This is a genomic window from Quisquiliibacterium sp. (assembly GCF_982640115.1).
The window spans coordinates 1-18,842 of the sequence record NZ_CEXFHW010000065.1 but is presented as its reverse complement, the minus strand read 5'-3'; the positions used below and the strand labels follow the sequence as shown (position 1 = coordinate 18,842).

Annotated in this window: 20 protein-coding genes and 1 pseudogene; 13 read left to right on the top strand and 8 right to left on the bottom strand. The window is 70.1% G+C overall.

Annotated elements, in window-relative coordinates; translation table 11 throughout:
• Positions 1-520 (top strand): transglutaminase-like domain-containing protein (locus AC2H6A_RS09305; RefSeq protein WP_484272885.1); only part of this gene is annotated, 520 nt, incomplete at its 5' end.
• 72 nt (positions 521-592) lie between these two features.
• On the opposite strand, the gene AC2H6A_RS09300 is transcribed toward AC2H6A_RS09305, so the two are convergent.
• The 3 genes from AC2H6A_RS09300 to AC2H6A_RS09290 form a co-directional block, all read right to left on the bottom strand.
• The gene (locus AC2H6A_RS09300; RefSeq protein ID WP_484272884.1) at positions 593-1,849 is read right to left on the bottom strand and encodes an EAL domain-containing protein; all 1,257 of its coding nucleotides are present in this window, start codon (positions 1,847-1,849) and stop codon (positions 593-595) included.
• A 187-nt stretch (positions 1,850-2,036) separates the two neighbouring features.
• The gene (gene recN / locus AC2H6A_RS09295; protein WP_484272883.1) at positions 2,037-3,686 is read right to left on the bottom strand and encodes a DNA repair protein RecN; all 1,650 of its coding nucleotides are present in this window, start codon (positions 3,684-3,686) and stop codon (positions 2,037-2,039) included.
• A 17-nt stretch (positions 3,687-3,703) separates the two neighbouring features.
• Positions 3,704-4,597 (bottom strand): NAD kinase, encoded by an 894-nt coding sequence (locus tag AC2H6A_RS09290; RefSeq protein ID WP_484272882.1) that lies wholly within the window; start codon positions 4,595-4,597, stop codon positions 3,704-3,706.
• Positions 4,598-4,710: 113 nt separating this feature from the next.
• On the opposite strand from AC2H6A_RS09290, the gene hrcA reads away from it, so the two are divergent.
• Positions 4,711-5,739 carry a heat-inducible transcriptional repressor HrcA gene (gene hrcA, locus AC2H6A_RS09285; RefSeq protein ID WP_484272881.1) on the top strand — a complete coding sequence of 343 codons (1,029 nt, stop codon included), beginning with the start codon at positions 4,711-4,713 and terminating at the stop codon, positions 5,737-5,739.
• 17 nt (positions 5,740-5,756) lie between these two features.
• Here the strand turns inward: hrcA and AC2H6A_RS09280 are convergent, their stop codons facing one another.
• Positions 5,757-6,173 (bottom strand): MarR family winged helix-turn-helix transcriptional regulator, encoded by a 417-nt coding sequence (locus tag AC2H6A_RS09280; protein ID WP_484272880.1) that lies wholly within the window; start codon positions 6,171-6,173, stop codon positions 5,757-5,759.
• A gap of 183 nt (positions 6,174-6,356) precedes the next feature.
• On the opposite strand from AC2H6A_RS09280, the gene AC2H6A_RS09275 reads away from it, so the two are divergent.
• From AC2H6A_RS09275 to AC2H6A_RS09230, 10 genes are all read left to right on the top strand, one after another.
• Complete coding sequence (locus AC2H6A_RS09275; protein ID WP_484272879.1) at positions 6,357-7,106, top strand: electron transfer flavoprotein subunit beta/FixA family protein; 750 nt, start codon at positions 6,357-6,359, stop codon at positions 7,104-7,106.
• A gap of 1 nt (position 7,107) precedes the next feature.
• Entirely contained in the window at positions 7,108-8,037 is a 930-nt protein-coding gene (locus AC2H6A_RS09270; protein WP_484272878.1) for an electron transfer flavoprotein subunit alpha/FixB family protein, read from the top strand.
• Between the two features lie 30 nt (positions 8,038-8,067).
• Positions 8,068-9,891 (top strand): acyl-CoA dehydrogenase, encoded by a 1,824-nt coding sequence (locus AC2H6A_RS09265; RefSeq protein ID WP_484272877.1) that lies wholly within the window; start codon positions 8,068-8,070, stop codon positions 9,889-9,891.
• A 132-nt stretch (positions 9,892-10,023) separates the two neighbouring features.
• A complete protein-coding gene (locus AC2H6A_RS09260) occupies positions 10,024-11,118 on the top strand; it encodes a PA0069 family radical SAM protein (RefSeq protein ID WP_484272887.1) in 1,095 nt (364 codons plus the stop codon).
• A gap of 121 nt (positions 11,119-11,239) precedes the next feature.
• The gene (gene rpsP, locus AC2H6A_RS09255) at positions 11,240-11,509 is read left to right on the top strand and encodes a 30S ribosomal protein S16 (protein ID WP_484272876.1); all 270 of its coding nucleotides are present in this window, start codon (positions 11,240-11,242) and stop codon (positions 11,507-11,509) included.
• Positions 11,510-11,520: 11 nt separating this feature from the next.
• Entirely contained in the window at positions 11,521-12,204 is a 684-nt protein-coding gene (gene rimM, locus AC2H6A_RS09250) for a ribosome maturation factor RimM (protein ID WP_484272875.1), read from the top strand.
• A gap of 13 nt (positions 12,205-12,217) precedes the next feature.
• Positions 12,218-12,979 (top strand): tRNA (guanosine(37)-N1)-methyltransferase TrmD, encoded by a 762-nt coding sequence (trmD, locus tag AC2H6A_RS09245; protein ID WP_484272874.1) that lies wholly within the window; start codon positions 12,218-12,220, stop codon positions 12,977-12,979.
• A 211-nt stretch (positions 12,980-13,190) separates the two neighbouring features.
• Complete coding sequence (rplS, locus tag AC2H6A_RS09240) at positions 13,191-13,568, top strand: 50S ribosomal protein L19 (protein ID WP_484272873.1); 378 nt, start codon at positions 13,191-13,193, stop codon at positions 13,566-13,568.
• An 86-nt stretch (positions 13,569-13,654) separates the two neighbouring features.
• Positions 13,655-14,377, top strand: coding sequence for a CoA pyrophosphatase (locus AC2H6A_RS09235; protein WP_484272872.1), 723 nt, complete (start codon positions 13,655-13,657; stop codon positions 14,375-14,377).
• Positions 14,378-14,380: 3 nt separating this feature from the next.
• Positions 14,381-15,316 carry a CobD/CbiB family protein gene (locus AC2H6A_RS09230; protein WP_484272871.1) on the top strand — a complete coding sequence of 312 codons (936 nt, stop codon included), beginning with the start codon at positions 14,381-14,383 and terminating at the stop codon, positions 15,314-15,316.
• On the opposite strand, the gene rsgA is transcribed toward AC2H6A_RS09230, so the two are convergent.
• The 3 genes from rsgA to AC2H6A_RS09215 are packed head-to-tail and all read right to left on the bottom strand — an operon-like array spanning position 15,288 to position 17,902.
• Positions 15,288-16,196 carry a ribosome small subunit-dependent GTPase A gene (gene rsgA / locus AC2H6A_RS09225; protein WP_484272870.1) on the bottom strand — a complete coding sequence of 303 codons (909 nt, stop codon included), beginning with the start codon at positions 16,194-16,196 and terminating at the stop codon, positions 15,288-15,290. The genes AC2H6A_RS09230 and rsgA overlap by 29 nt on opposite strands.
• 58 nt (positions 16,197-16,254) lie before the next feature.
• The gene (locus AC2H6A_RS09220) at positions 16,255-16,596 is read right to left on the bottom strand and encodes a 4a-hydroxytetrahydrobiopterin dehydratase (protein WP_484272886.1); all 342 of its coding nucleotides are present in this window, start codon (positions 16,594-16,596) and stop codon (positions 16,255-16,257) included.
• A 49-nt stretch (positions 16,597-16,645) separates the two neighbouring features.
• The gene (locus AC2H6A_RS09215; protein ID WP_484272869.1) at positions 16,646-17,902 is read right to left on the bottom strand and encodes a M48 family metallopeptidase; all 1,257 of its coding nucleotides are present in this window, start codon (positions 17,900-17,902) and stop codon (positions 16,646-16,648) included.
• A gap of 59 nt (positions 17,903-17,961) precedes the next feature.
• Here AC2H6A_RS09215 and orn point away from each other — a divergent pair, with 59 nt between their 5' ends.
• Positions 17,962-18,594 (top strand): oligoribonuclease, encoded by a 633-nt coding sequence (orn, locus tag AC2H6A_RS09210; RefSeq protein WP_484272868.1) that lies wholly within the window; start codon positions 17,962-17,964, stop codon positions 18,592-18,594.
• Positions 18,595-18,600: 6 nt separating this feature from the next.
• On the opposite strand, the pseudogene AC2H6A_RS09205 reads toward orn, so the two are convergent.
• Positions 18,601-18,842 (bottom strand): annotated as a pseudogene (locus AC2H6A_RS09205) (MATE family efflux transporter); the annotation flags it as partial.

The window sequence follows — 18,842 nt, the reverse complement described above, 5'->3', positions numbered from 1 at the left end:
CATCAACCCCAAGGTGTTCCTGCGGTCCACGCCCCTCACCGCACCGGACGAGGCCATCCGCGGCTTCGTCGAACCCATGCGCGCCACCGTGCGCGCACGTCCGCTCATCGGCGTGAGCGATCTCATGAGCGCAGTGCTCGACCGGCTTCCCTATCGACGCGGGCTCACCTCCGCCGAGACCACCGCGGCCCAGGCCTTCGCCGCCGGCGGCGGGGTCAGCCAGGACCACGCCCAGGTGTTCATCGCGGCCTGTCGGGTGCTCGGCGTGCCGGCCCGCTATGTCAGCGGCTATGCCTACTCGCCCGACCGCGAGGCGGTGGCCAGCCATGCCTGGGCCGAGGCCTGGCTGGCCAACCGCTGGGTGAGCTTCGATGTCAGCAATGCCCGGTCAGCCGGCGGTGGCCACATCAAGCTGGCGGTGGGGCTCGACTATCTCGATGCCTGCCCGGTGCGCGGCATTCGCCTGGGCGGCGAGGGCGAAGACCTGCTCGCCGACGCCGAGGTCAGCCCCCAGGCCTGAGCGGCGGCGGGGTGCTGATCGGGCCCAGGCCTCCCGCTGCAGCGCGGACTTCGGCGCCCCCGGCGATCGGAATCAGGCGTCGACCGGATGCCGGTCAGCCCCTGAGAGCGTGCGCGGGCCTTCTTCCTCGCGGATGAGTTCCGGCAGCCAGCGCTGGGTGAAGTCTTCGGCGCTCATGGCGGCGCTGTAGGCAAAGCCCTGGGCGCAGCTCACGCCGAGCTGGCGCAGGTGCGCCCCCTGGGCGCGGGTCTCGACCGCCTCGGCGATCAGATGCACGCCGGTCTGGCGGCTGGCCAGCACGATCGCGTCGAGCACGGGACGCATCACCGAGTCGGTTCCGATGGTGGCGACGATGCGGTTGTCGATCTTCACCAGATCCACCGGCAGGCGCTCCAGCCAGCGCGTGCCGCCGTAGGCGGTGCCGAAGTCGTCCAGCGCGATCAGGAAGCCGGCGTCCTGCAGTCGGGCCAGCCGCGGCGGCAAGGCGGGGTCGCGCGCGTCGGTCTCGCTGACCTCGATCACGGTGTACCAGCGTCGCCCGCCCGGCCGCGCCAGTGCGGTGAAGCGCTCGCAGTCGGCCTCGCGCATCAGCTGCGCGCCGGTGAAGTTCACGCTCAGCATGAAGCCCTCCCCGAGGTGTTCGCAAGCGTCGAGCTGGTCGGCCACCGCCCGAAAGCAATGCTCGGTCATGTCGGTGATCAGACCGGTGGCCCTGGCCAGCGGCAGGAAGCTGGCCGGCCCGACCAGACCCTCGGTGGGGTGACGCCAGCGCATCAGCATCTCGGCACCGACGCAGCGGCCGCTGGCAAGCTCGATGATCGGCTGCAGATGCCCTTCGAACTCGCCGCGGGCCAGCGCGCGGCTCAGGCCCTCGCGGATGTCGTCGTCGGGCGAACGGCGCTGGCGCAGCGCCACCAGGCCGAGCAGGGCACAGGCCAGCGCGCCAGCGGCTGCCAGCGGCATGGCCGGCCGGCTGCGCTCCCACAGACCTCGTGCATCGAATCCGGCCTGAACCACATGACCGTGGCGCGGTGATCGCACGAGGGTGCTGAGCAGCAGCTCGTCCGAAGCGGCGCTGCTGGCTGCGCTGTCGGAGAACACGCTCAGGCGCATGGGATCGGAGGGCAGGGAGATCCGGCCACTCACCACGCGCGCCGGGCTCCCGGTGGCGCCGAGCTGATCGACATCGGCGTCGAGGATCTCCACCCGGCGGCGCGCTTCCTGGCGCAGTTCGCCCTGCGCCAGGGCCACGGCGAGCATGACGCAGGCCAGCAGGAAGGCGAGCGCCGGTGCGGCCACCCAGGCCAGCCACCGCAGTGCGCCTTCCATGGTGCGGGCAGGGAAAAGTTCGTGAAGCGCCATCGGGAAGAAGGAGGATCTGACCCGGGATCAGACCCCTTTTCCGGGCTTTGCGCCGCTGGTGGCCGACGGGAGGCGAGGAATGCGCAGCAGCCGGTGACCCGAGGGCCCGGCGGCGGCGCATTGCCGATCACCGGCCGGTGCTGCCGGGGCTGCCTCAGGCGCCCGCGAGCAGCTCGCGGGCGTGCTGACGGCTGGTGGCGGTGATCTCGGCGCCGGCACGCATGCGGGCAACCTCGTCGATGCGGGCCTGGCGATCGAGCGCCGCGATGCGGCTCACGGTGCGCCCGCCGGCCTGCGCCTTGCTCACCGACAGGTGCTGGTGCGCGCGCGCCGCCACCTGCGGCAGGTGGGTGACGCACAGCACCTGCCGCGCCTCGCCCAGCGTTCGCATGAGCTGCCCGATGGCCTCGCCCACCGCGCCACCCACGCCGGCGTCGGCCTCGTCGAAGATCAGGGTAGGCACCGGATTGGCCTGCGCGGCGAGCACCGCCACCGCCAGGCCCACCCGCGAGAGCTCGCCGCCCGAGGCAACCTTGGCCAGCGCTCGTGGCTGCGTGCCGGCGTGACCGGCGATGCGGAACTCCACCCGGTCGATGCCGCCGGGCCCCGGATCGGCGGTCTGCACATCGACCTCGAAGCGCGCGCCAGCCATGCCCAGTGGCTGCAGCCGCGCGCTCACCCCACGGGCCAGGCGCGTGGCGGCTTCGCGGCGCGCGGCCGACAAGCGATCGGCCGCGGTCTGGAAGGTCTGACGCGCAGCCGCTTCCTCAGCCCGCAGCCGTTGCGGGTCGGCCGCGGCCTCGAGCTCGGCCAGCCTGGCGCGCGCGCCGAGCAGCGTGCCGGCCAGAGCTTCTGGTGCCAGCCGCAGCTTGCGGGCCAGCGAGAAGGCCTGGCCGATGCGCTGGTCGAGCTGCGCGAGCCGCTCGGGATCGAGATCGAGCCGGTCGGCATAGGCCGACAGCGCAGAGGCGGCTTCGTCGGCCTGGATGCAGGCATTCTCGAGCATCAGCAGCGCCTCGCCCAGCCGGGCGTCGATGGCCGCGAGCGGCCTCAGCCGCTGGGTGATGGCCTGCAGTCGCCCGCTGATGGCGTCGTCGCTCTCGGCCAGGGCATCGACCGCGGCTTGCGCGCCTTCGAGCAGGGCTGCGGCATGGGACAGCCGGCGGTGCTCCTGGTTGAGGGTCTCCCACTCGCCTTCTGCCAGCGCGAGCTGCTCGAGCTCGCCGAGCTGCCATTGCAGGCGCTCGCGTTCGAGGTCGAGTTCGCGCGCGGCAGCCTGCGCCTGCGCGAGCCGCTCCTGCGCGGCCCGCCAGCGCCCGAAGCCGGCGGCCACCTCGGCGGCGAGGGGCAGCTGCTGTGCGAAGGCATCGAGCAGGTCGCGCTGGCCGCCGGCGCGAAGCATGGATTGGGCGGCATGCTGGCCGTGGACATCGACCAGCTGCTCGCCGAGTTCGCGCAATTGCGCCACGGTGGCGGGATGGCCGTTGACCAGGGCACGCGAGCGGCCGTCGGTCTCGATCAGGCGGCGCAGCATCACGGTACCCGGATCGCCGGCAAGATCGCGCTCGGCCAGCCAGGCACCAAGCGCCGGGGTGAGCGCGAACTCGGCGACGATGTCGGCGCGGGACGCGCCCTCACGCACCACGCCGGCATCGCCGCGGCCGCCCAGCGCGAGCTGCAGCGCGTCGATGAGGATGGACTTGCCGGCGCCGGTCTCGCCGGTGAGCACGGTAAAGCCCGGCCCGAACTCGAGTTCGAGCGTGTCGACGATGACGAAGTCCCGCAGGCGCAGGGCAAGCAGCATGGCAGGACGACCCGCCCTCAGGCGGCCGGGCGCGACAGGACGGGCAGCTCGTGCCAGTTGAGCTTGCCGCGCAGGGTGGCGAAGTGGCTGTAGCCGGCCGGGTGGAGCAGGTGCACCTTGAACGGCGCGCGCTCGATCACGATGTCATCGCCGACATGCAGATCGCTGAACACCTGCATGTCGGCGGCCACGCGTGGCTCGCGGCCGTCGACCACGCGGATGTCGATGCGGACATCGTCGGGCAGCGTGATCGGCCGGTTGGAGAGCGACTGTGGTGCGACCGGCACCAGCACGATGCCGGCCAGCCGGGGATGCAGGATGGGCCCGTTGGCCGACAGCGCATAGGCGGTGGAGCCGGTGGGCGTGGCCACGATCAGGCCGTCGGCCCGCTGGCTGTACATGAACACGCCATCGACCCGGGCCTGCAGCTCGATCATGCCGGTGCGCGAGGACCGGTTGACGACGACATCATTCATGGCCAGCGCGCGCCAGACCTCGCGGCCATCGCGCACCACCCTTGCGACCAGCATGGTGCGGTCTTCCGAGGAGTAGCTGCCATCGAGGATGGCGCCGAGCGCTGCGGGCCACTGGTTGAGCGCGATGTCGGTGACGAAGCCCAGGCGGCCGTGGTTGATGCCCACCAGCGGCACCTGGGAGCGCGCAAGCTGTCGGGCCAGGCCGAGCAGGGTGCCGTCGCCGCCCACCGCGATGGCCAGATCGGCCTCGCGGCCGATGCGCTCGGCATCGGCGGCCTCGAGCTCGGGTCGGCCGATGGCCTCGAAGGTGTCGGCCTCCACCAGCACCCGGATGCCGCGGCCGGCGAGAAAGCGTGCGATCTCGAGAAGCGCCGGCGCCACCCCTTCCGACTGATAGCGGCCCACCAGCGCGACGGTTCGGAATGCCTGGGTCATGCGGGGGATTAAACCATGAATCCCCCGGAGCCCACCCCGGCCGGACGGCCGACCCGAAGGGCGGATCGCCCACGGCTTGCGCGGGTTTCGCAGTCCAATAGAATAGGTCCGTCATGCGAGAACTCGACAGCCGCGCCAAGACGCTGCTCAAGACCCTGGTAGAGCGGTACATCTCCGATGGTCAGCCGGTGGGCTCGCGCACGCTCTCGCGTCACTCCGGACTCGATCTCTCGCCGGCCACCATCCGCAATGTCATGGCCGATCTCGAGGAACTCGGCCTGATTTCCAGCCCCCACACCTCGGCCGGCCGGGTGCCTACGCCCCGCGGCTACCGGCTGTTCGTCGACACCCTGCTTACCGTCCAGCCGCTCGAGCTCGGCCAGACCGAGCGCATCCATGATCGCCTGCAGGCCGAGGAGCCCCAGCGCCTGCTCTCGGCCGCAGCGGGTCTGCTGTCCAGCCTGTCGCAGTTCGCCGGGGTGGTCACCACGCCGCGTCGCTCCTCGCTGTTCCGGCAGGTCGAGTTCATGCGGCTGTCCGAGCGCCGGGTTCTGCTCATCCTGGTGACGCCGGATGGCGATGTGCAGAACCGCATCCTCGCGGTCGAGCGCGACTACTCCGGGCCCGAGCTCACCGAGGCGGCCAACTACCTCAATCATCATTTCGCCGGTCTCGATCTCGAATCCATCCGACGCCGGCTGCAGACCGAGCTCACCAGCCTGCGCGACGACATCACCCGTCTCATGACCCGCGCGGTCGAGGCGGGCGGCCGCGCCCTCACGGAAGAGACCGAGCCCATGGTCATCTCCGGCGAGCGCAACCTGCTGGGCGTAGCCGAACTCTCCGACAACATGGAGCGCATGCGCCGGCTGTTCGATCTCTTCGAGAAGAAGACCGGCCTGCTCACACTCATGGATGCCTCCAGCCGGGCCGATGGCGTGCAGATCTTCATCGGTGGCGAATCATCGCTCGTGCCCATGGATCAGGTCAGCGTGGTGGTGGCGCCCTATGAGGTCGAGGGCCGCATCGTGGGCACGCTCGGTGTCATCGGGCCCACCCGCATGGCCTACGAGCGGGTGATCCCCATCGTGGACATCACCGCGCGGCTGGTCTCCAGCGCGCTCAGCCACAACGTGGCCTGACAGCGGCGTCGCCCGGCTCAGTCGTCCCAGGTCTGTGCCAGCAGCCGCTTCAGGTCGGCCAGGCGCGCGTCGCCCAGGCGGGCGGCAATGTCAGCCTCGATCCGCTGGATCATCTGCGCGCCGGCGCGGTTCACCAACCTGCCCTTCTCGGTGTAGCGCACCAGCTTGGAGTTGCCCCGCTGCGGGTCGTCGGCGGTCTCCAGGATGCCGCGGCGGGCGAGTTCGGCCACGGTCTTGTGCACCGCCTGACGCGAGATGGCCAGGCGGCGGGCGAGTTCGGCCATGCTCATCGGCTTGCCGCCCATGTGGGCGAGCAGGCGGCTCTGCGCCGGCGTGATGTAGGCATGCTCGCTGCGGCGCACGTTCTTCATGATTTCGCGGGCGAACCAGTCGGAGCGCTCGAGCAGCAGCTGTTTGAGGTTGGGCTCGGCCATCGGAATCCATCTCGTCAACAACGGTTGACAAGTTCATTTTGCTGGACTATCGTGCGCCTTGTCAACCAAGGTTAACGAGTCCGGTGTCGCCGAGCCGGCTCCCGGTCCGTCGGGCGCAGTGCCCGACCTTATAATCGGCCGTTCAGCCGGGCTTGCCCGGCACCACCCCACCGAGACCAGCCCATGAAGATCCTCGTGCCCGTCAAGCGCGTCGTCGACTACAACGTCAAGGTCCGCGTCAAGAGCGACCAGACCGGTGTCGACATCGCCAACGTCAAGATGTCGATGAATCCGTTCGACGAGATCGCCGTCGAGGAGGCGGTCCGCCTGAAGGAGAAGGGCGTGGCCACCGAGATCATCGCGGTCAGCTGCGGTGTGGCCGCCTGCCAGGAAACCCTGCGCACCGCGCTGGCCATCGGCGCCGACCGCGCGGTGCTGGTCGAGACCGATGTCGAGCTGCAGCCGCTGGCCGTGGCCAAGCTGCTCAAGGCGCTCATGGACAAGGAAGGCGCCGGCTTTGCCATCGTCGGCAAGCAGGCCATCGATGACGACGCCAACCAGACCGGCCAGATGCTCGCCGCGCTGGCCGGCATCCCGCAGGCCACCTTCGCCTCCAAGGTCGAGATCGCCGATGGCAAGGCCAAGGTCACCCGTGAGGTCGACGGGGGTCTCGAGGTGGTCTCCATGAGCCTGCCCGCGGTCATCACCACCGACCTTCGCCTGAACGAGCCGCGCTATGTCACGCTGCCCAACATCATGAAGGCGAAGAAGAAGCCGCTCGACACCGTCAAGCCGGCTGACCTGGGCGTGGATGTCGCGCCGCGCCTGAAGACCCTGAAGGTGTCCGAGCCGCCGGGCCGCAAGGCCGGCATCAAGGTGGCCGATGTGGCCACGCTGGTCGACAAACTCAAGAACGAAGCGAAGGTGATCTGACATGGCTGCCCTGGTTATCGCCGAACACGACAACGCGTCGCTCAAGCCCGCCACCCTCAACGCGGTCACCGCCGCAGCCGCCACCGGCGGCGAGGTGGCCATCCTGGTGGCCGGCCATCAGTGCGGCCCGGCCGCCGCTGCCGCGGCCCAGGTGGCCGGCGTCTCGCGGGTGCTGGTGGCCGATGCGCCCCAGCTCGCCGACCAGCTGGTCGAGAACATTGCCGAGCAGGTGATCGCCGTGGCCGGTGGCTTCAGCCATCTGCTCGCCCCGGCCACCGCGCACGGCAAGAACGTCATGCCGCGCGTGGCCGCCCGCCTCGATGTCTCGCAGGTCTCCGACATCATCGGCGTCGAGACGCCTGACACCTTCACCCGGCCCATCTATGCCGGCAACGCCATCGCCACCGTGCAGTCGGCCGATGCGGTCAAGGTGATCACCGTGCGCACCCCCGGCTTTGACGCCGCGCCCGCCACCGGCGGGTCGGCCCAGATCCAGGCGGTCGATGCCGTGGCCGACTCCGGCAAGTCGAGCTTCCTCGGCCGCGAGATCGCCAAGAGTGACCGCCCGGAACTCACCGCCGCCAAGGTGGTGGTCTCGGGTGGTCGCGGCATGGGCAGCGCCGAGAACTTCAAGCGGCTCGAGCCGCTGGCCGACAAGCTCGGTGCGGCCATGGGCGCCTCGCGCGCGGCGGTCGATGCCGGCTATGCCCCCAACGACTGGCAGGTCGGCCAGACCGGCAAGATCGTTGCGCCGCAGCTCTATGTGGCGGTGGGCATCTCGGGCGCCATCCAGCACCTGGCGGGCATGAAGGACTCCAAGGTGATCGTCGCCATCAACAAGGATGCCGAGGCGCCGATCTTCGGCGTGGCCGACTACGGCCTGGTCGCCGACCTGTTCCAGGCGGTGCCCGAGGTGGCGTCCGCCCTCTGATCATCCGGGTCATCCCCGCGGAGACTGCCCATGAGCTATCAGGCCCCGGTCAAGGACATGCTGTTCACCATGCGCGAGCTCGCCGGGCTCGCGTCGGTGCGCAGCCTGCCCGGTTTCGAGGATGCCACCGACGACACCGTCGAGGCGGTGCTGCATGAATCGGCCCGCTTCAATGCCGAGGTGCTCGCGCCCCTGAACTGGACCGGCGACCTGCAGCCGTCCTCGGTTGCCGACGGGGTGGTCACCACCACGCCGGGCTTTCGCGACGCCTTCCGGGGTTTCGCCGAGGCCGGCTGGCAGGGTGTGCAGCATCCTGCGGCCTTCGGTGGGCAGAACCTGCCCAAGCTGGTGGCCACGGCCTGCATCGAGATGCTCAACAGCGCCAACCTGTCGTTTGCGCTGTGCCCGCTGCTCACCGACGGCGCCATCGAGGCCCTGCTCACCGCCGGCAGCCCCGAGCAGCAGGCGCTGTTCATTCCGCGCATGATTGCCGGCGACTGGACCGGCACCATGAACCTCACCGAGCCGCAGGCCGGCTCCGATCTCTCGCAGGTACGCAGCCGGGCCGAGCCGCAGCCCGATGGCAGCTACCGGATCTTCGGCCAGAAGATCTACATCACCTATGGCGAGCACGACATGGCCGAGAACATCGTCCATCTCGTGCTGGCCCGCACGCCGGGCGCGCCCGAGGGCGTCAAGGGCATCTCGCTGTTCATCGTGCCCAAGTTCATGGTCGGCCAGGACGGCAGCCTGGGCGCGCGCAACGATGTCTACTGCGCCTCGGTCGAGCACAAGCTCGGCATCAAGGCGAGCCCCACCGCGGTGCTGCTCTACGGCGACGGCAAGTTTCCGCTCGCCTCGCCCGGCGGTGGCGCGGCCGCGGCCGGTGCGGTGGGCTGGCTGGTCGGCCAGGAGAACCGCGGCCTCGAGTACATGTTCGTGATGATGAACGCCGCCCGCTTCGCGGTCGGCATGCAGGGCGTGGCGGTGGCCGAGCGCGCCTACCAGAAGGCAGTGCAGTACGCGCGCGACCGGGTGCAGAGCCGCGCGGTCGAGGGTTCGCCCGGGCCGGTGGCGATCATCGCCCACCCCGATGTGCGCCGCATGCTCATGACCATGCGTGCGCTCACCGAAGGCGCCCGCTCGCTCGCCTATGTGGCTGCGGCCGCCTACGACGCCGCCCATGCGTCACCGGATGCCGACACCCGCAAGGCGAACGCGGCCTTCTATGAATTCCTGGTGCCGATCGTCAAGGGCTTCTCCACCGAGATGAGCCTCGAGGTCACCTCGCTGGGCGTGCAGGTGCATGGCGGCATGGGCTTCATCGAGGAGACCGGCGCCGCGCAGTACTACCGCGATGCCCGCATCCTGCCCATCTACGAGGGCACCACCGCCATCCAGGCCAACGATCTCATCGGTCGCAAGACCGTGCGCGATGGCGGCCAGACCGTGCGCGGCGTACTCGGGCGTGTCGCGCAGACCCTGGCCGAGCTGCCGGACGATGGTGAACTCGGTGGCATCCGGCGGCGCCTCGAAGAAGGCGCGCACGCCCTCGGCGCAGCGGCCGACTATCTGGTTGCCCAGGGCAAGGCCGACCCGCGGGCCACCTATGCCGGCAGCGTGCCCTACCTCATGCTGTGCGGCACCGTCCTTGCTGGCTGGCAAATGGCCCGCGCCGCGCTGTCTGCCAGCCAGCAGCTGGCTGCCGGTGCCGATGACGCCGACTTCCTGAAAGCCAAGATCGGCACGGCTCGCTTCTATGCCGACCACATCCTGTCGCGTTCGCTGTCGCTGCGCGCAGCCATCGTCGACGGCGCCAGCGGTACGCTGGCGCTCGAGGAAGCGATGTTCTGACGCCACGCCCCGGTGCGCCGGGGTCTGGACAGATACTGGATATTCATCCACTATCAAGGGGTGAGCCACACCCCTGCATCCGCCTTCCTGCGTCCCGCCCGCCCGGCAGCCGCGCCGCCGGTCGGCTCGGTCATGGCCGGGCAGGCGGTGCAGGTATGCCGGGGCCGCGGCGCGGTTTCAAGCCCCCAGCCGCGGTTCAACCAGCAGGTTCGTGAGGCCGAGCCTGATGGCTGGCTGAGTGTCCCAGAGCCCTCGATGGCGGTCACCCGTATCGCCACCGAGACCGCGCGCAGCCTGATCAGCCGCAACCAGTCGCCGGACGTCTTCTTCGACCAGTCGGTCAATCCCTATCGCGGATGCGAGCATGGCTGCATCTACTGCTACGCCCGGCCCAACCATGCCTGGGTCGGTCTGTCGCCAGGCCTTGACTTCGAAACCCGCCTGTTCGCCAAGGTCAACGCGCCGGAAGTCCTCGCCCGCGAGCTCGATGCCCCGGGCTACCGCTGTGCGCCCATCGTGCTGGGCACCGCCACCGATGCCTACCAGCCCGCCGAGCGCGAGTTCCGCCTCACCCGTCAGCTCATCCAGGTGATGGCCGAGCGCCAGCACCCGCTGGCCCTGATCACCAAGTCCAGTCTGGTCGAGCGCGACATCGATCTGCTCGCGCCCATGGCAGCCGCGGGTCAGGCTGCCGCCTATGTCACCGTCACCACCCTCGATCCCGATCTCGCGCGGCACTGGGAGCCGCGTGCGCCGGCACCCTGGCGGCGCCTGGAGACCATCCGAAAGCTCTCGCGAGCCGGCATTCCCGTGGGGGTCATGGTGGCGCCACTCACGCCCTTTCTGAACGAGCCCGAACTCGAGCAGGTGCTGCAGGCGGCGCACGAGGCTGGCGCGCGCAGTGCCCACTACACGGTGCTGCGCCTGCCCCAGGAGCTCGATCCGCTCTTCAGGGACTGGCTGGCCGCCCATTACCCGCAGCGGGCGGCCCGGGTGCTGGCCCGTCTGGCGGACATGCGCCCGCAGCCTGCAGGTGGGCGGCAGCGCCTGAACGACGCCCGATTCCATCACCGGATGCGCGGACAAGGCCCCTGGGCCGAACTCATCCGTCTGCGGTTCCAGGTCGCATGCCAGCGTCTGGGTCTGCGCCGGGATCGTCCGGTGCTCCATGCCGATGCTTTCCGGCCTCTGCGGCCGTCGGCCCAGCTCGCTCTGTTTCCGGCCTGAGCACCTTGATGGCCGGGCCTGCGGCCCTCCGCGCTCCAGGGGTTGCGTGGCAATTGCCCTGGTGTGCGCTTTCCCGCTATCATCTCGGGTTTTCCCGATTCACCCGGCAAAGGGGTTCAGCATGGTTGTCATCCGCCTGTCGCGCGGTGGCGCGAAGAAGCGCCCGTTCTACAACATCGTGGCCACCGACAAGCAGAATCGTCGTGACGGCCGCTTCATCGAGCGCGTGGGTTACTACAACCCCATCGCCGCCGCGGGTGAGGCTGGTCTGAAGATCGCGCTTGATCGCATCACCTACTGGCAGGGGCATGGGGCGCAGGTTTCGCCTGCCGTGGCCCGTCTGGTGGCCGAGTTCTCGGCCAAGAACGCCGCGGCGCCGGCCGCAGCCTGAGTTCCGCCCGGGTGAGCGTGCGCCGAGCGCCGCCGCTGCGTGGCGGTCGTCGTGTCGTGCCGCAGGCTGGCTCCCCGAGCGCTGCCGCGTCGGCTCCTGCCGGCCTGACCATCCCCACCGACCTGGCCATTCCCGCCGACCTTCTCGTGGTCGGCCGTGTCAGCGGCACCTATGGCATCCGGGGGTGGATCCGTATCGATCCCGTCAGCGCGCCGCCGGAGTCCGTGCTGCTCGGCGCGCGTCGCTGGTGGCTGCGTCGAACAGCCTCACCCGCCGAGCCCGGTCTCGTGGCGCAGGCCCGTGCCGGCCAGGCGCAGGCTGTCGCCCCCCGCTGCCTCGATATCGAGCGGGTGAGGGTGCACACCGATGCCCTGGTGGCCAAGCCGGTTGGCATCGAGACCCGCGAGGCGGCAGCCCTGCTCAAGGGCGAGCAGGTGCTGGTGAGCCGGGCGGACTTTCCCCCTGGCGAAGAAGGCGAGTTCTACTGGGCCGACCTGATCGGCTGTCAGGTGGTCAATCCTGCGCAAGAGGCGCTCGGCGAGGTCTTCGCGGTGGAAGACCATGGCGCTCATCCCGTGCTGCGCCTGCGCCAGCCGGATTCGGCCGAGCGAATGATTCCCTTCGTGTCGGCCTTCATCCTTCAGGTCGACCTGGATGGCAGGCGCATCCTGGCCGACTGGCAGACCGACTACTGAGCCCGGTCAGGCCATGCGCTTCGATGTCATCACGCTTTTCCCGGCGATGTTCGACGCGATCAGCGCGTGGGGCATCACCAGCCGGGCGCTGCAGCGCGGGCTCTGGTCGCTGCACCGCTGGAATCCCCGCGACTTCGCCACCGACGCCTACCGCAGCGTCGACGACCGGCCCTATGGCGGTGGCCCCGGCATGGTGATGCTGCCCGAACCCCTGGCCGACACGCTGGCCGCGGTCGCGCGATCGCAGGGCGAGCCCCGCGGTCGGGTCATCCACCTCAGCCCGCGCGGCCGTCCGCTCGATCAGGCTCGAATCGAGGCGCTCGGTGAACTCGGCGCGATCACCCTGATTGCCAGCCGCTACGAAGCGGTCGACCAGCGACTGCTCGATCGCCATGTCGACGAGGAGATCGCGGTCGGCGAGTTCATTGTTTCGGGCGGCGAGTTGCCGGCCATGATGCTGATCGATGCGCTGGTGCGGCGCCTGCCCGGAGCGCTCAACGATGGCCGTTCGGCGCAGGAGGAGTCCTTCGCCGCCGGTCTGCTCGAGGGGCCGCACTACACGCGCCCGGAACACTTCGAAGGCGAGCCGGTGCCGGCGGTGCTGCTGTCAGGTCACCATGAGCGCATCGCGCGCTGGCGGCGCGAGCAGTCGCTGCTCACCACTGCGCGGCGCCGTCCGGATCTGATCGCCGCCGCGCGTACGGCGGGCCACCTCGACGCGGCCGACGAGCGGGTGCTGGCGAATCTGGCCGCAGCCCGCGACAACAACCGCTGATTCGGCTAGAATCGAGGGTTCCCCGAAAAGGCGTGGTGGCGGCAACGCTGTTCGCGCAGTCGGGGAGCCCCATCCTCTGATCGTCAGCCGCGGCATGGTGCCGCGCAGACCCCGCCCGGATCACCCGGCGGTGGGCGCCGGCCCTGCCGGTGTCCCGCTTGCCTGGCCGTGGCGCCCTGGTCAGCGATGCAAGATGGTGACCGGAGCCCCCATGGACCTCATCAAGCAACTCGAGCAGGAAGAGATCGCCCGCCTGGGCAAGACCATTCCTGACTTCGCCCCCGGCGATACCGTCATCGTCAGCGTCAATGTGGTCGAAGGTACGCGCAAGCGCGTGCAGGCCTACGAAGGCGTGGTGATCGCCAAGCGCAACCGCGGCCTGAATTCCTCCTTCATCGTCCGCAAGATTTCCTCGGGCGAAGGTGTCGAGCGCACCTTCCAGACCTACTCGCCGCTGATCGCCTCCATCGAGATCAAGCGCCGTGGCGATGTCCGGCGCGCCAAGCTCTACTACCTGCGCAATCGCTCCGGCAAATCGGCGCGCATCAAGGAAAAGCTCCCGGGCAAGTCGGCCGCCAAGGCCGCCTGAGCCTGCCAGGGCGGCCGCCGGGCCATGTCGCCGGTGGCCGCTGCACGCTGCGCCCGGGTGGTGTCGGGCTGATCTCCTGCTGATCCATGGCCCAGGCTCCCGACCCCAGCCCGTCCGGATCGTCCGTATCGCCCTGGCGTACGGTCGATCCCCGTCAGGTGCCGGTCGCGCAGCGTTATCACCATCTGCCCGCGGTTCCCGCCGAGCGGCTCTCGCTGCCCTGGCTGAGGCAGCGCGTCGCGCGACCGCCGCAGGCATGGGAGCCTGAGCACCGCGGTGATCAGTCCCGCCTGGCCGGCCGCGAGATGCGGCCGGCAGCGGTGCTGGTGCCGATCGTCGCTCACGACCACGGCGCCACCGTGTTGCTCACCCAGCGGCCGGCGCACATGCGTGAGCATGCCGGCCAGGTCGCCTTTCCGGGGGGCCGAACCGATGAGTCGGATGGCAGTCCGGAGAACACCGCGCTGCGCGAGGCCTGGGAAGAGGTGGGTCTGCCGCGCGAGCATGTCGATGTCATCGGACGCCTGCCCCGCTATGTCACCGGCACCGGCTACGAGGTCACGCCGGTGGTGGCGCTGGTGCGGCCCGGCTTCAGCCTGCGCCTGCAGGCCGGCGAGGTGGCCGATGCCTTCGAGGTGCCGCTGCGCTTCCTGATGGACCCGCGTCACCACGAGCGCCGCCGCCTGGTGCTCGCCGATCTCGAGCGGGATTTCCTCGCCATGCCGTACAGTGAGGGCGATCGGGAGTTCTTCATCTGGGGGGCCACTGCGGCCATGCTGCGCAATTTCTACCGTCTGCTGATGGCCTGAGTCATGGGTTTCATCGCGCTGGTTTTCGCGCTGCTGATCGAGCAGGGCAGGCCCCTGCCGCCGGGCAACCAGGTGCATCGTCTGTTCATCGCCCTGGCCGATGCCGTGCGACGCGGCACCGATGCCGGTGAGCGGCAGCACGGCCTGATCGGCTGGCTGCTGGTCGCCGGCGGCGTGTGCGGTGGTGCGCTTGCGCTGCAATGGGCGAGCGCCTGGCTGCATCCCGTTGCCGGCTTCTGCGTGCATGTCGCGGTGCTCTACCTCACCGTCGGATTCCGTCAGTTCAGCCATCCCTTCACCGAGGTCCAGCTCGCGCTGGCAGCGGGTGATCTGCCCGCCGCGCGACGCACCCTGGCTGCCTGGATCCGGCCCGAGGGCGAGCCCGGACAGTTCGCCGAGGCCTCGCAGGCCGAGATCTGCCGCAGCGCGATCGCCCATGCGCTGGTCGAGTCGCATCGCCATGTGTTCGGGCCGCTGCTCTGGTATGTGCTTCTGCCGGGCGTGGTCGGTCCCGCGCTCTACCGGATCGCCGAGCTGCTGGGCCGGCGCTGGGGCGCCGATGGCGAGCCCTATGGCGTCTGGGCGCGGCGGATCTTCGGCTGGATCGACTGGATCCCCCTGCGTCTGAGCGCAGCCGGCTTCGCGGTGGTTGGCAACTTCGAGGATGCGGTCTATGCCTGGCGCGGTGCAGCCGCGGCCGGGCGCGAAGACGATGGCCGTTCGCTGCTGCTGGCTGCCGGTGGCGGCGCGCTCGGGCTTCGGCTGGCCGACCCGGCCCTCGAGGCCAGCTGGGCGGCGCAATCCGGCGGCGAGGAGCCGCTCGGCGTGGCGCCCGGACCCGAGGGGCTGCGCAGCGCGGTCGGTCTGGTGTGGCGCTCGGTGGTGCTGTGGATTGCGCTGTTCGCGATGCTCAGCGCCGCCAGCTGGCTGGGGCGCTGACCCGCGACTCCTCGTGCAGGCGCAGCAGCAGGGCGTAGCGCCTGGCGTCGATGCGCCCTTCCTGCACCGCCAACCGGATCGCGCAGCCCGGCTCGTCGCGGTGCGTGCAGCTGTGGAAACGGCATTGCCCCAGGAGCGCCCGGCACTCCGGCATCGCGTGCAGTTGCTGCGAGCCCGAGAGGTGCTCCAGGCCGAAATGCTGGAAGCCGGGTGAGTCGATCAGCCGCCCGCTCAGGGGCAGCGGCAGCTCGAACAGACGGGTGAAGGTGGTGGTGTGCCGCCCCGCGTCCAGCGCCGTGGAGATTGCCTGGGTGCGCAGACCCGCATCGGGCACCAGGCAGTTCACCAGGGTGGATTTGCCCATTCCCGATTGACCGGTGAGGAGTGTGGTGCGCCCGGCCAGCCATGCCCTCAGGCCGGCCACGCAGCCTGCCGGATCGGTGCGGGCACTGACCTCGAACACCGGATAGCCCAGCGAGCGGTAGAGCGCGAGGCGCGGCCCGATCTCGGCCGAGGCCGCGAACAGATCGGCCTTGTTGGCGATCAGCGCCACCGGCACATCCTGGGCACCGGCCTCGATCAGCACCCGCGAGAGCAGGTCGTCGGAGAAGGGCGGCGAGGGCGCGATCACCACCGCCACCTGATCGACATTGGCGGCCAGCGGCTTGGCCCGCCAGGCGTCGCTGCGCTGGACGAGGTTGCGCCGCGGCAGCACCGTCTCGATCACCGCCTGCCCGGCGCCGAGCTCGCGGACCTCCACCCGGTCTCCGACCGTGATGTCGTTGCGCCGGCCCCGGGTGACCGCGGTGAGGCGGGGCCCGCCCTCGGGCAACACCAGCAGCCGGTGGCCGTGGCGGGCCTCGACCGTGGCCTCGATCATCGCAACGGCCGCGGTTCGTGGTGACGGCTCAGCCGGCGACGATCCATACCGCGAGGGTTCATCCGGCCGGGGCGAAGACCGCGTCGGTGCGCGCCGCGCAGATGAAGTCGTTCTCGGACACGCCGCCCACCGAGTGGGTGTTCCAGCGCACCAGGCACCGGTTGTAGGTCACCACCAGCTCCGGGTGGTGGTCTTCGGCGTGGATCATCCAGGCCAGCGCCCCGACGAATCCGATGGTGCGGTGGTAGTCGCTGAACGCGAAGCTGCGTTCCAGGCAGCCGTCGCGCAGCGACCAGCCGGGCAGCTCGGCGAGTTGCGCAGCGATCTCGGCATCGGTGTGCGCGCGTTCGCCGTGCAGGGGACGGCAGCGCCGGGCCAGCAGCTGCGGGCGGGTGAGCATGGGTTTCATGGTGATGCGATCAGGCGGTTTGGGGCGGCGCTGCCGGCAGTCAGGCGCTGGCCAGCCGACCGACCCGGATGGCCGCCGGCGGATGCGAGTCGTAGAACGCCGAATGCAGCGGATCGGGGGTGAGGGTGGCCGCGTTGTCCTCGTAGAGCTTGACCAGCGCGGCGATCAGGTCGCGCCCGCTGCTGTGGGCCGCGGCGAAGCGGTCGGCCTCGAACTCATGACGGCGCGAGGCCAGGCTGGCCAGCGGCTTGAGCATGAAGGTGAACACCGGAGCAGCCAGGAAGAACAGCACCAGCGCCAGCGCCTCGGCGTCGGCCGCCGGATTGACGCCCAGGCCGTGGTAGAACCAGACCTGCCGCGACAGCCAGGCAAGCAGCCACAGGCCGGCACCGCTGATCAGAAAGCTCACCACGATGCGCTGGGTGATGTGGCGGTGTCTGAAATGGCCAAGCTCATGGGCCAGCACTGCCTCGACCTCGGCGCCGTCCAGCCGGTTGAGCAACGTGTCGTAGAAGACGATGCGCCGGGCCCGACCCATGCCGGTGAAGTAGGCGTTGCCGTGCGCCGAGCGCCGGCTGCCATCCATGACGAACAGACCGCGCGAGGCGAATCCGCAGCGGGCAAGCAGCTGCTCCACCCGTTCGCGCACCGGCCCCTGGGGCATGGGCTCGAAGCGGTTGAAGAGCGGCGCGATCACGGTGGGGTAGAGCACCAGCACCCCGAGGTTGAAGCCTACCCACAGCAGCCAGGCCCAGAGCCACCAGCTCTCGCCGGCCGATCGCATCAGCGCGAGCACCGCGGCCAGCAGGGGCACGCCGAGCGCAAGCCCTACCAGCAGCCCCTTGACCTGATCGGCGATCCAGAGCCGCAGGGTCATGCGGTTGAAGCCGAAGCGTTGCTCGAGCCGGAACTGCCGGTACCAGTCGAGCGGGGTTTCGACCAGTCCGCCGATGAAGCTCACCAGCAGCACCAGCAGCACCGGACGCCACCAGCCGGCCTGCGGCAGCAGCGACACCAGGCTCTCGTGCAGCCACTGCAGTCCGCCGAGCAGCGTGAAGCCCACCAGGGTGAGCATGCCCAGCACGAACTCGACGATGCCCAGACGGGTTCGGGCCATGGTGTAGTCGGCGGCCCGCTGGTGCGCGGCAAGGCTCACCCGCCCGGCGAATGCCTCGGGCACGGTGCCGCGGTGTCGGCTGACATGTCGGATCTGGCGCGCGGCCAGCCACAAGCGCAGCCCGGCGGTGAGCAGCACGGCCGCGGCAAAGACCAGGCTGAAGGCGAGCGCGCTCGTCACGAGAGGGGAGGGGCCTGCGCGGGGAGCCGCTGACGCGGCTGTGACAGAATCGCGGGATTATGACACAGCCCCCTGACTTCGCTTCGGCTTCCCCGGCCGGCACCGCACTGGCCATCCGCCCCGACGAGACCCGGCTGGTCTGGATCGACATGGAGATGACCGGCCTGCGCCCGGAGGTCGACCGCATCATCGAGGTTGCCGCCGTGATCACCGACAGTGATCTCAATGTGCTGGCCCAGAGCGAGTCCTATGCGGTCCATCAGCCCGAGGCGGTGCTCGAGACCATGGACCAGTGGAACCAGTCCACCCATGGCCGCTCCGGCCTCACCGCGCGGGTGCGCGCCTCGCGGCTGTCCGAGGCGGATGTCGAGCGCTCGCTGCTGGCTTTCCTTGCTCCGTGGGTGCCGGCGGGCAAGACCCCGATGTGCGGCAACTCCATTGGCCAGGACCGCCGTTTCATGACCCGCTACATGCCGCAGCTCGAGGCCTGGTTCCACTACCGCAACCTCGATGTCAGCACCCTGAAGGAGCTCGCCCGCCGCTGGGCGCCGGCGGTGGCCCGCAGCTTCGTCAAGCGCAGCGCGCATACCGCGCTGGCCGACATCCACGAGTCGATCGACGAGCTGCGCCACTACCGGCAGCACTTCATCGTTTCGCAGCCGCAGCCGCAGCCGCAGCCGCCGGCTGGCTGAATCGCATCAGGCAGCCGACATCCGCCACACCCGGCGGATCACCAGCGCCAGCCCCGCGCTGGCCACCACCAGGCCGATCACCCCGGCCAGCCAGAAGCCGAGCGCGCCGCTGCGCGAGCCGTGCAGCGCAGCCGCGCCGAGCGCGGCCGGTTCGCCCGCGACAGTGAGCAGCCAGCCGCCGCCCAGACCCACGCCCCACATCGACACCACGCATACCACCATGGGCAGCGTGGCGATCTTGTAGGCCC

Excerpts from the sequence above, each read along its gene's own strand:
- AC2H6A_RS09300 (WP_484272884.1), bottom strand. The coding sequence starts at position 1,849 with ATGGAAGGCGCACTGCGGTGGCTGGCCTGGGTGGCCGCACCGGCGCTC.
- recN (WP_484272883.1), bottom strand. The coding sequence starts at position 3,686 with ATGCTGCTTGCCCTGCGCCTGCGGGACTTCGTCATCGTCGACACGCTC.
- AC2H6A_RS09290 (WP_484272882.1), bottom strand. The coding sequence starts at position 4,597 with ATGACCCAGGCATTCCGAACCGTCGCGCTGGTGGGCCGCTATCAGTCG.
- hrcA (WP_484272881.1), top strand. The coding sequence starts at position 4,711 with ATGCGAGAACTCGACAGCCGCGCCAAGACGCTGCTCAAGACCCTGGTA.
- AC2H6A_RS09280 (WP_484272880.1), bottom strand. The coding sequence starts at position 6,173 with ATGGCCGAGCCCAACCTCAAACAGCTGCTGCTCGAGCGCTCCGACTGG.
- AC2H6A_RS09275 (WP_484272879.1), top strand. The coding sequence starts at position 6,357 with ATGAAGATCCTCGTGCCCGTCAAGCGCGTCGTCGACTACAACGTCAAG.
- AC2H6A_RS09270 (WP_484272878.1), top strand. The coding sequence starts at position 7,108 with ATGGCTGCCCTGGTTATCGCCGAACACGACAACGCGTCGCTCAAGCCC.
- AC2H6A_RS09265 (WP_484272877.1), top strand. The coding sequence starts at position 8,068 with ATGAGCTATCAGGCCCCGGTCAAGGACATGCTGTTCACCATGCGCGAG.
- AC2H6A_RS09260 (WP_484272887.1), top strand. The coding sequence starts at position 10,024 with ATGGCCGGGCAGGCGGTGCAGGTATGCCGGGGCCGCGGCGCGGTTTCA.
- rpsP (WP_484272876.1), top strand. The coding sequence starts at position 11,240 with ATGGTTGTCATCCGCCTGTCGCGCGGTGGCGCGAAGAAGCGCCCGTTC.
- trmD (WP_484272874.1), top strand. The coding sequence starts at position 12,218 with ATGCGCTTCGATGTCATCACGCTTTTCCCGGCGATGTTCGACGCGATC.
- rplS (WP_484272873.1), top strand. The coding sequence starts at position 13,191 with ATGGACCTCATCAAGCAACTCGAGCAGGAAGAGATCGCCCGCCTGGGC.
- AC2H6A_RS09235 (WP_484272872.1), top strand. The coding sequence starts at position 13,655 with ATGGCCCAGGCTCCCGACCCCAGCCCGTCCGGATCGTCCGTATCGCCC.
- AC2H6A_RS09230 (WP_484272871.1), top strand. The coding sequence starts at position 14,381 with ATGGGTTTCATCGCGCTGGTTTTCGCGCTGCTGATCGAGCAGGGCAGG.
- rsgA (WP_484272870.1), bottom strand. The coding sequence starts at position 16,196 with ATGATCGAGGCCACGGTCGAGGCCCGCCACGGCCACCGGCTGCTGGTG.
- AC2H6A_RS09220 (WP_484272886.1), bottom strand. The coding sequence starts at position 16,596 with ATGCTCACCCGCCCGCAGCTGCTGGCCCGGCGCTGCCGTCCCCTGCAC.
- orn (WP_484272868.1), top strand. The coding sequence starts at position 17,962 with ATGACACAGCCCCCTGACTTCGCTTCGGCTTCCCCGGCCGGCACCGCA.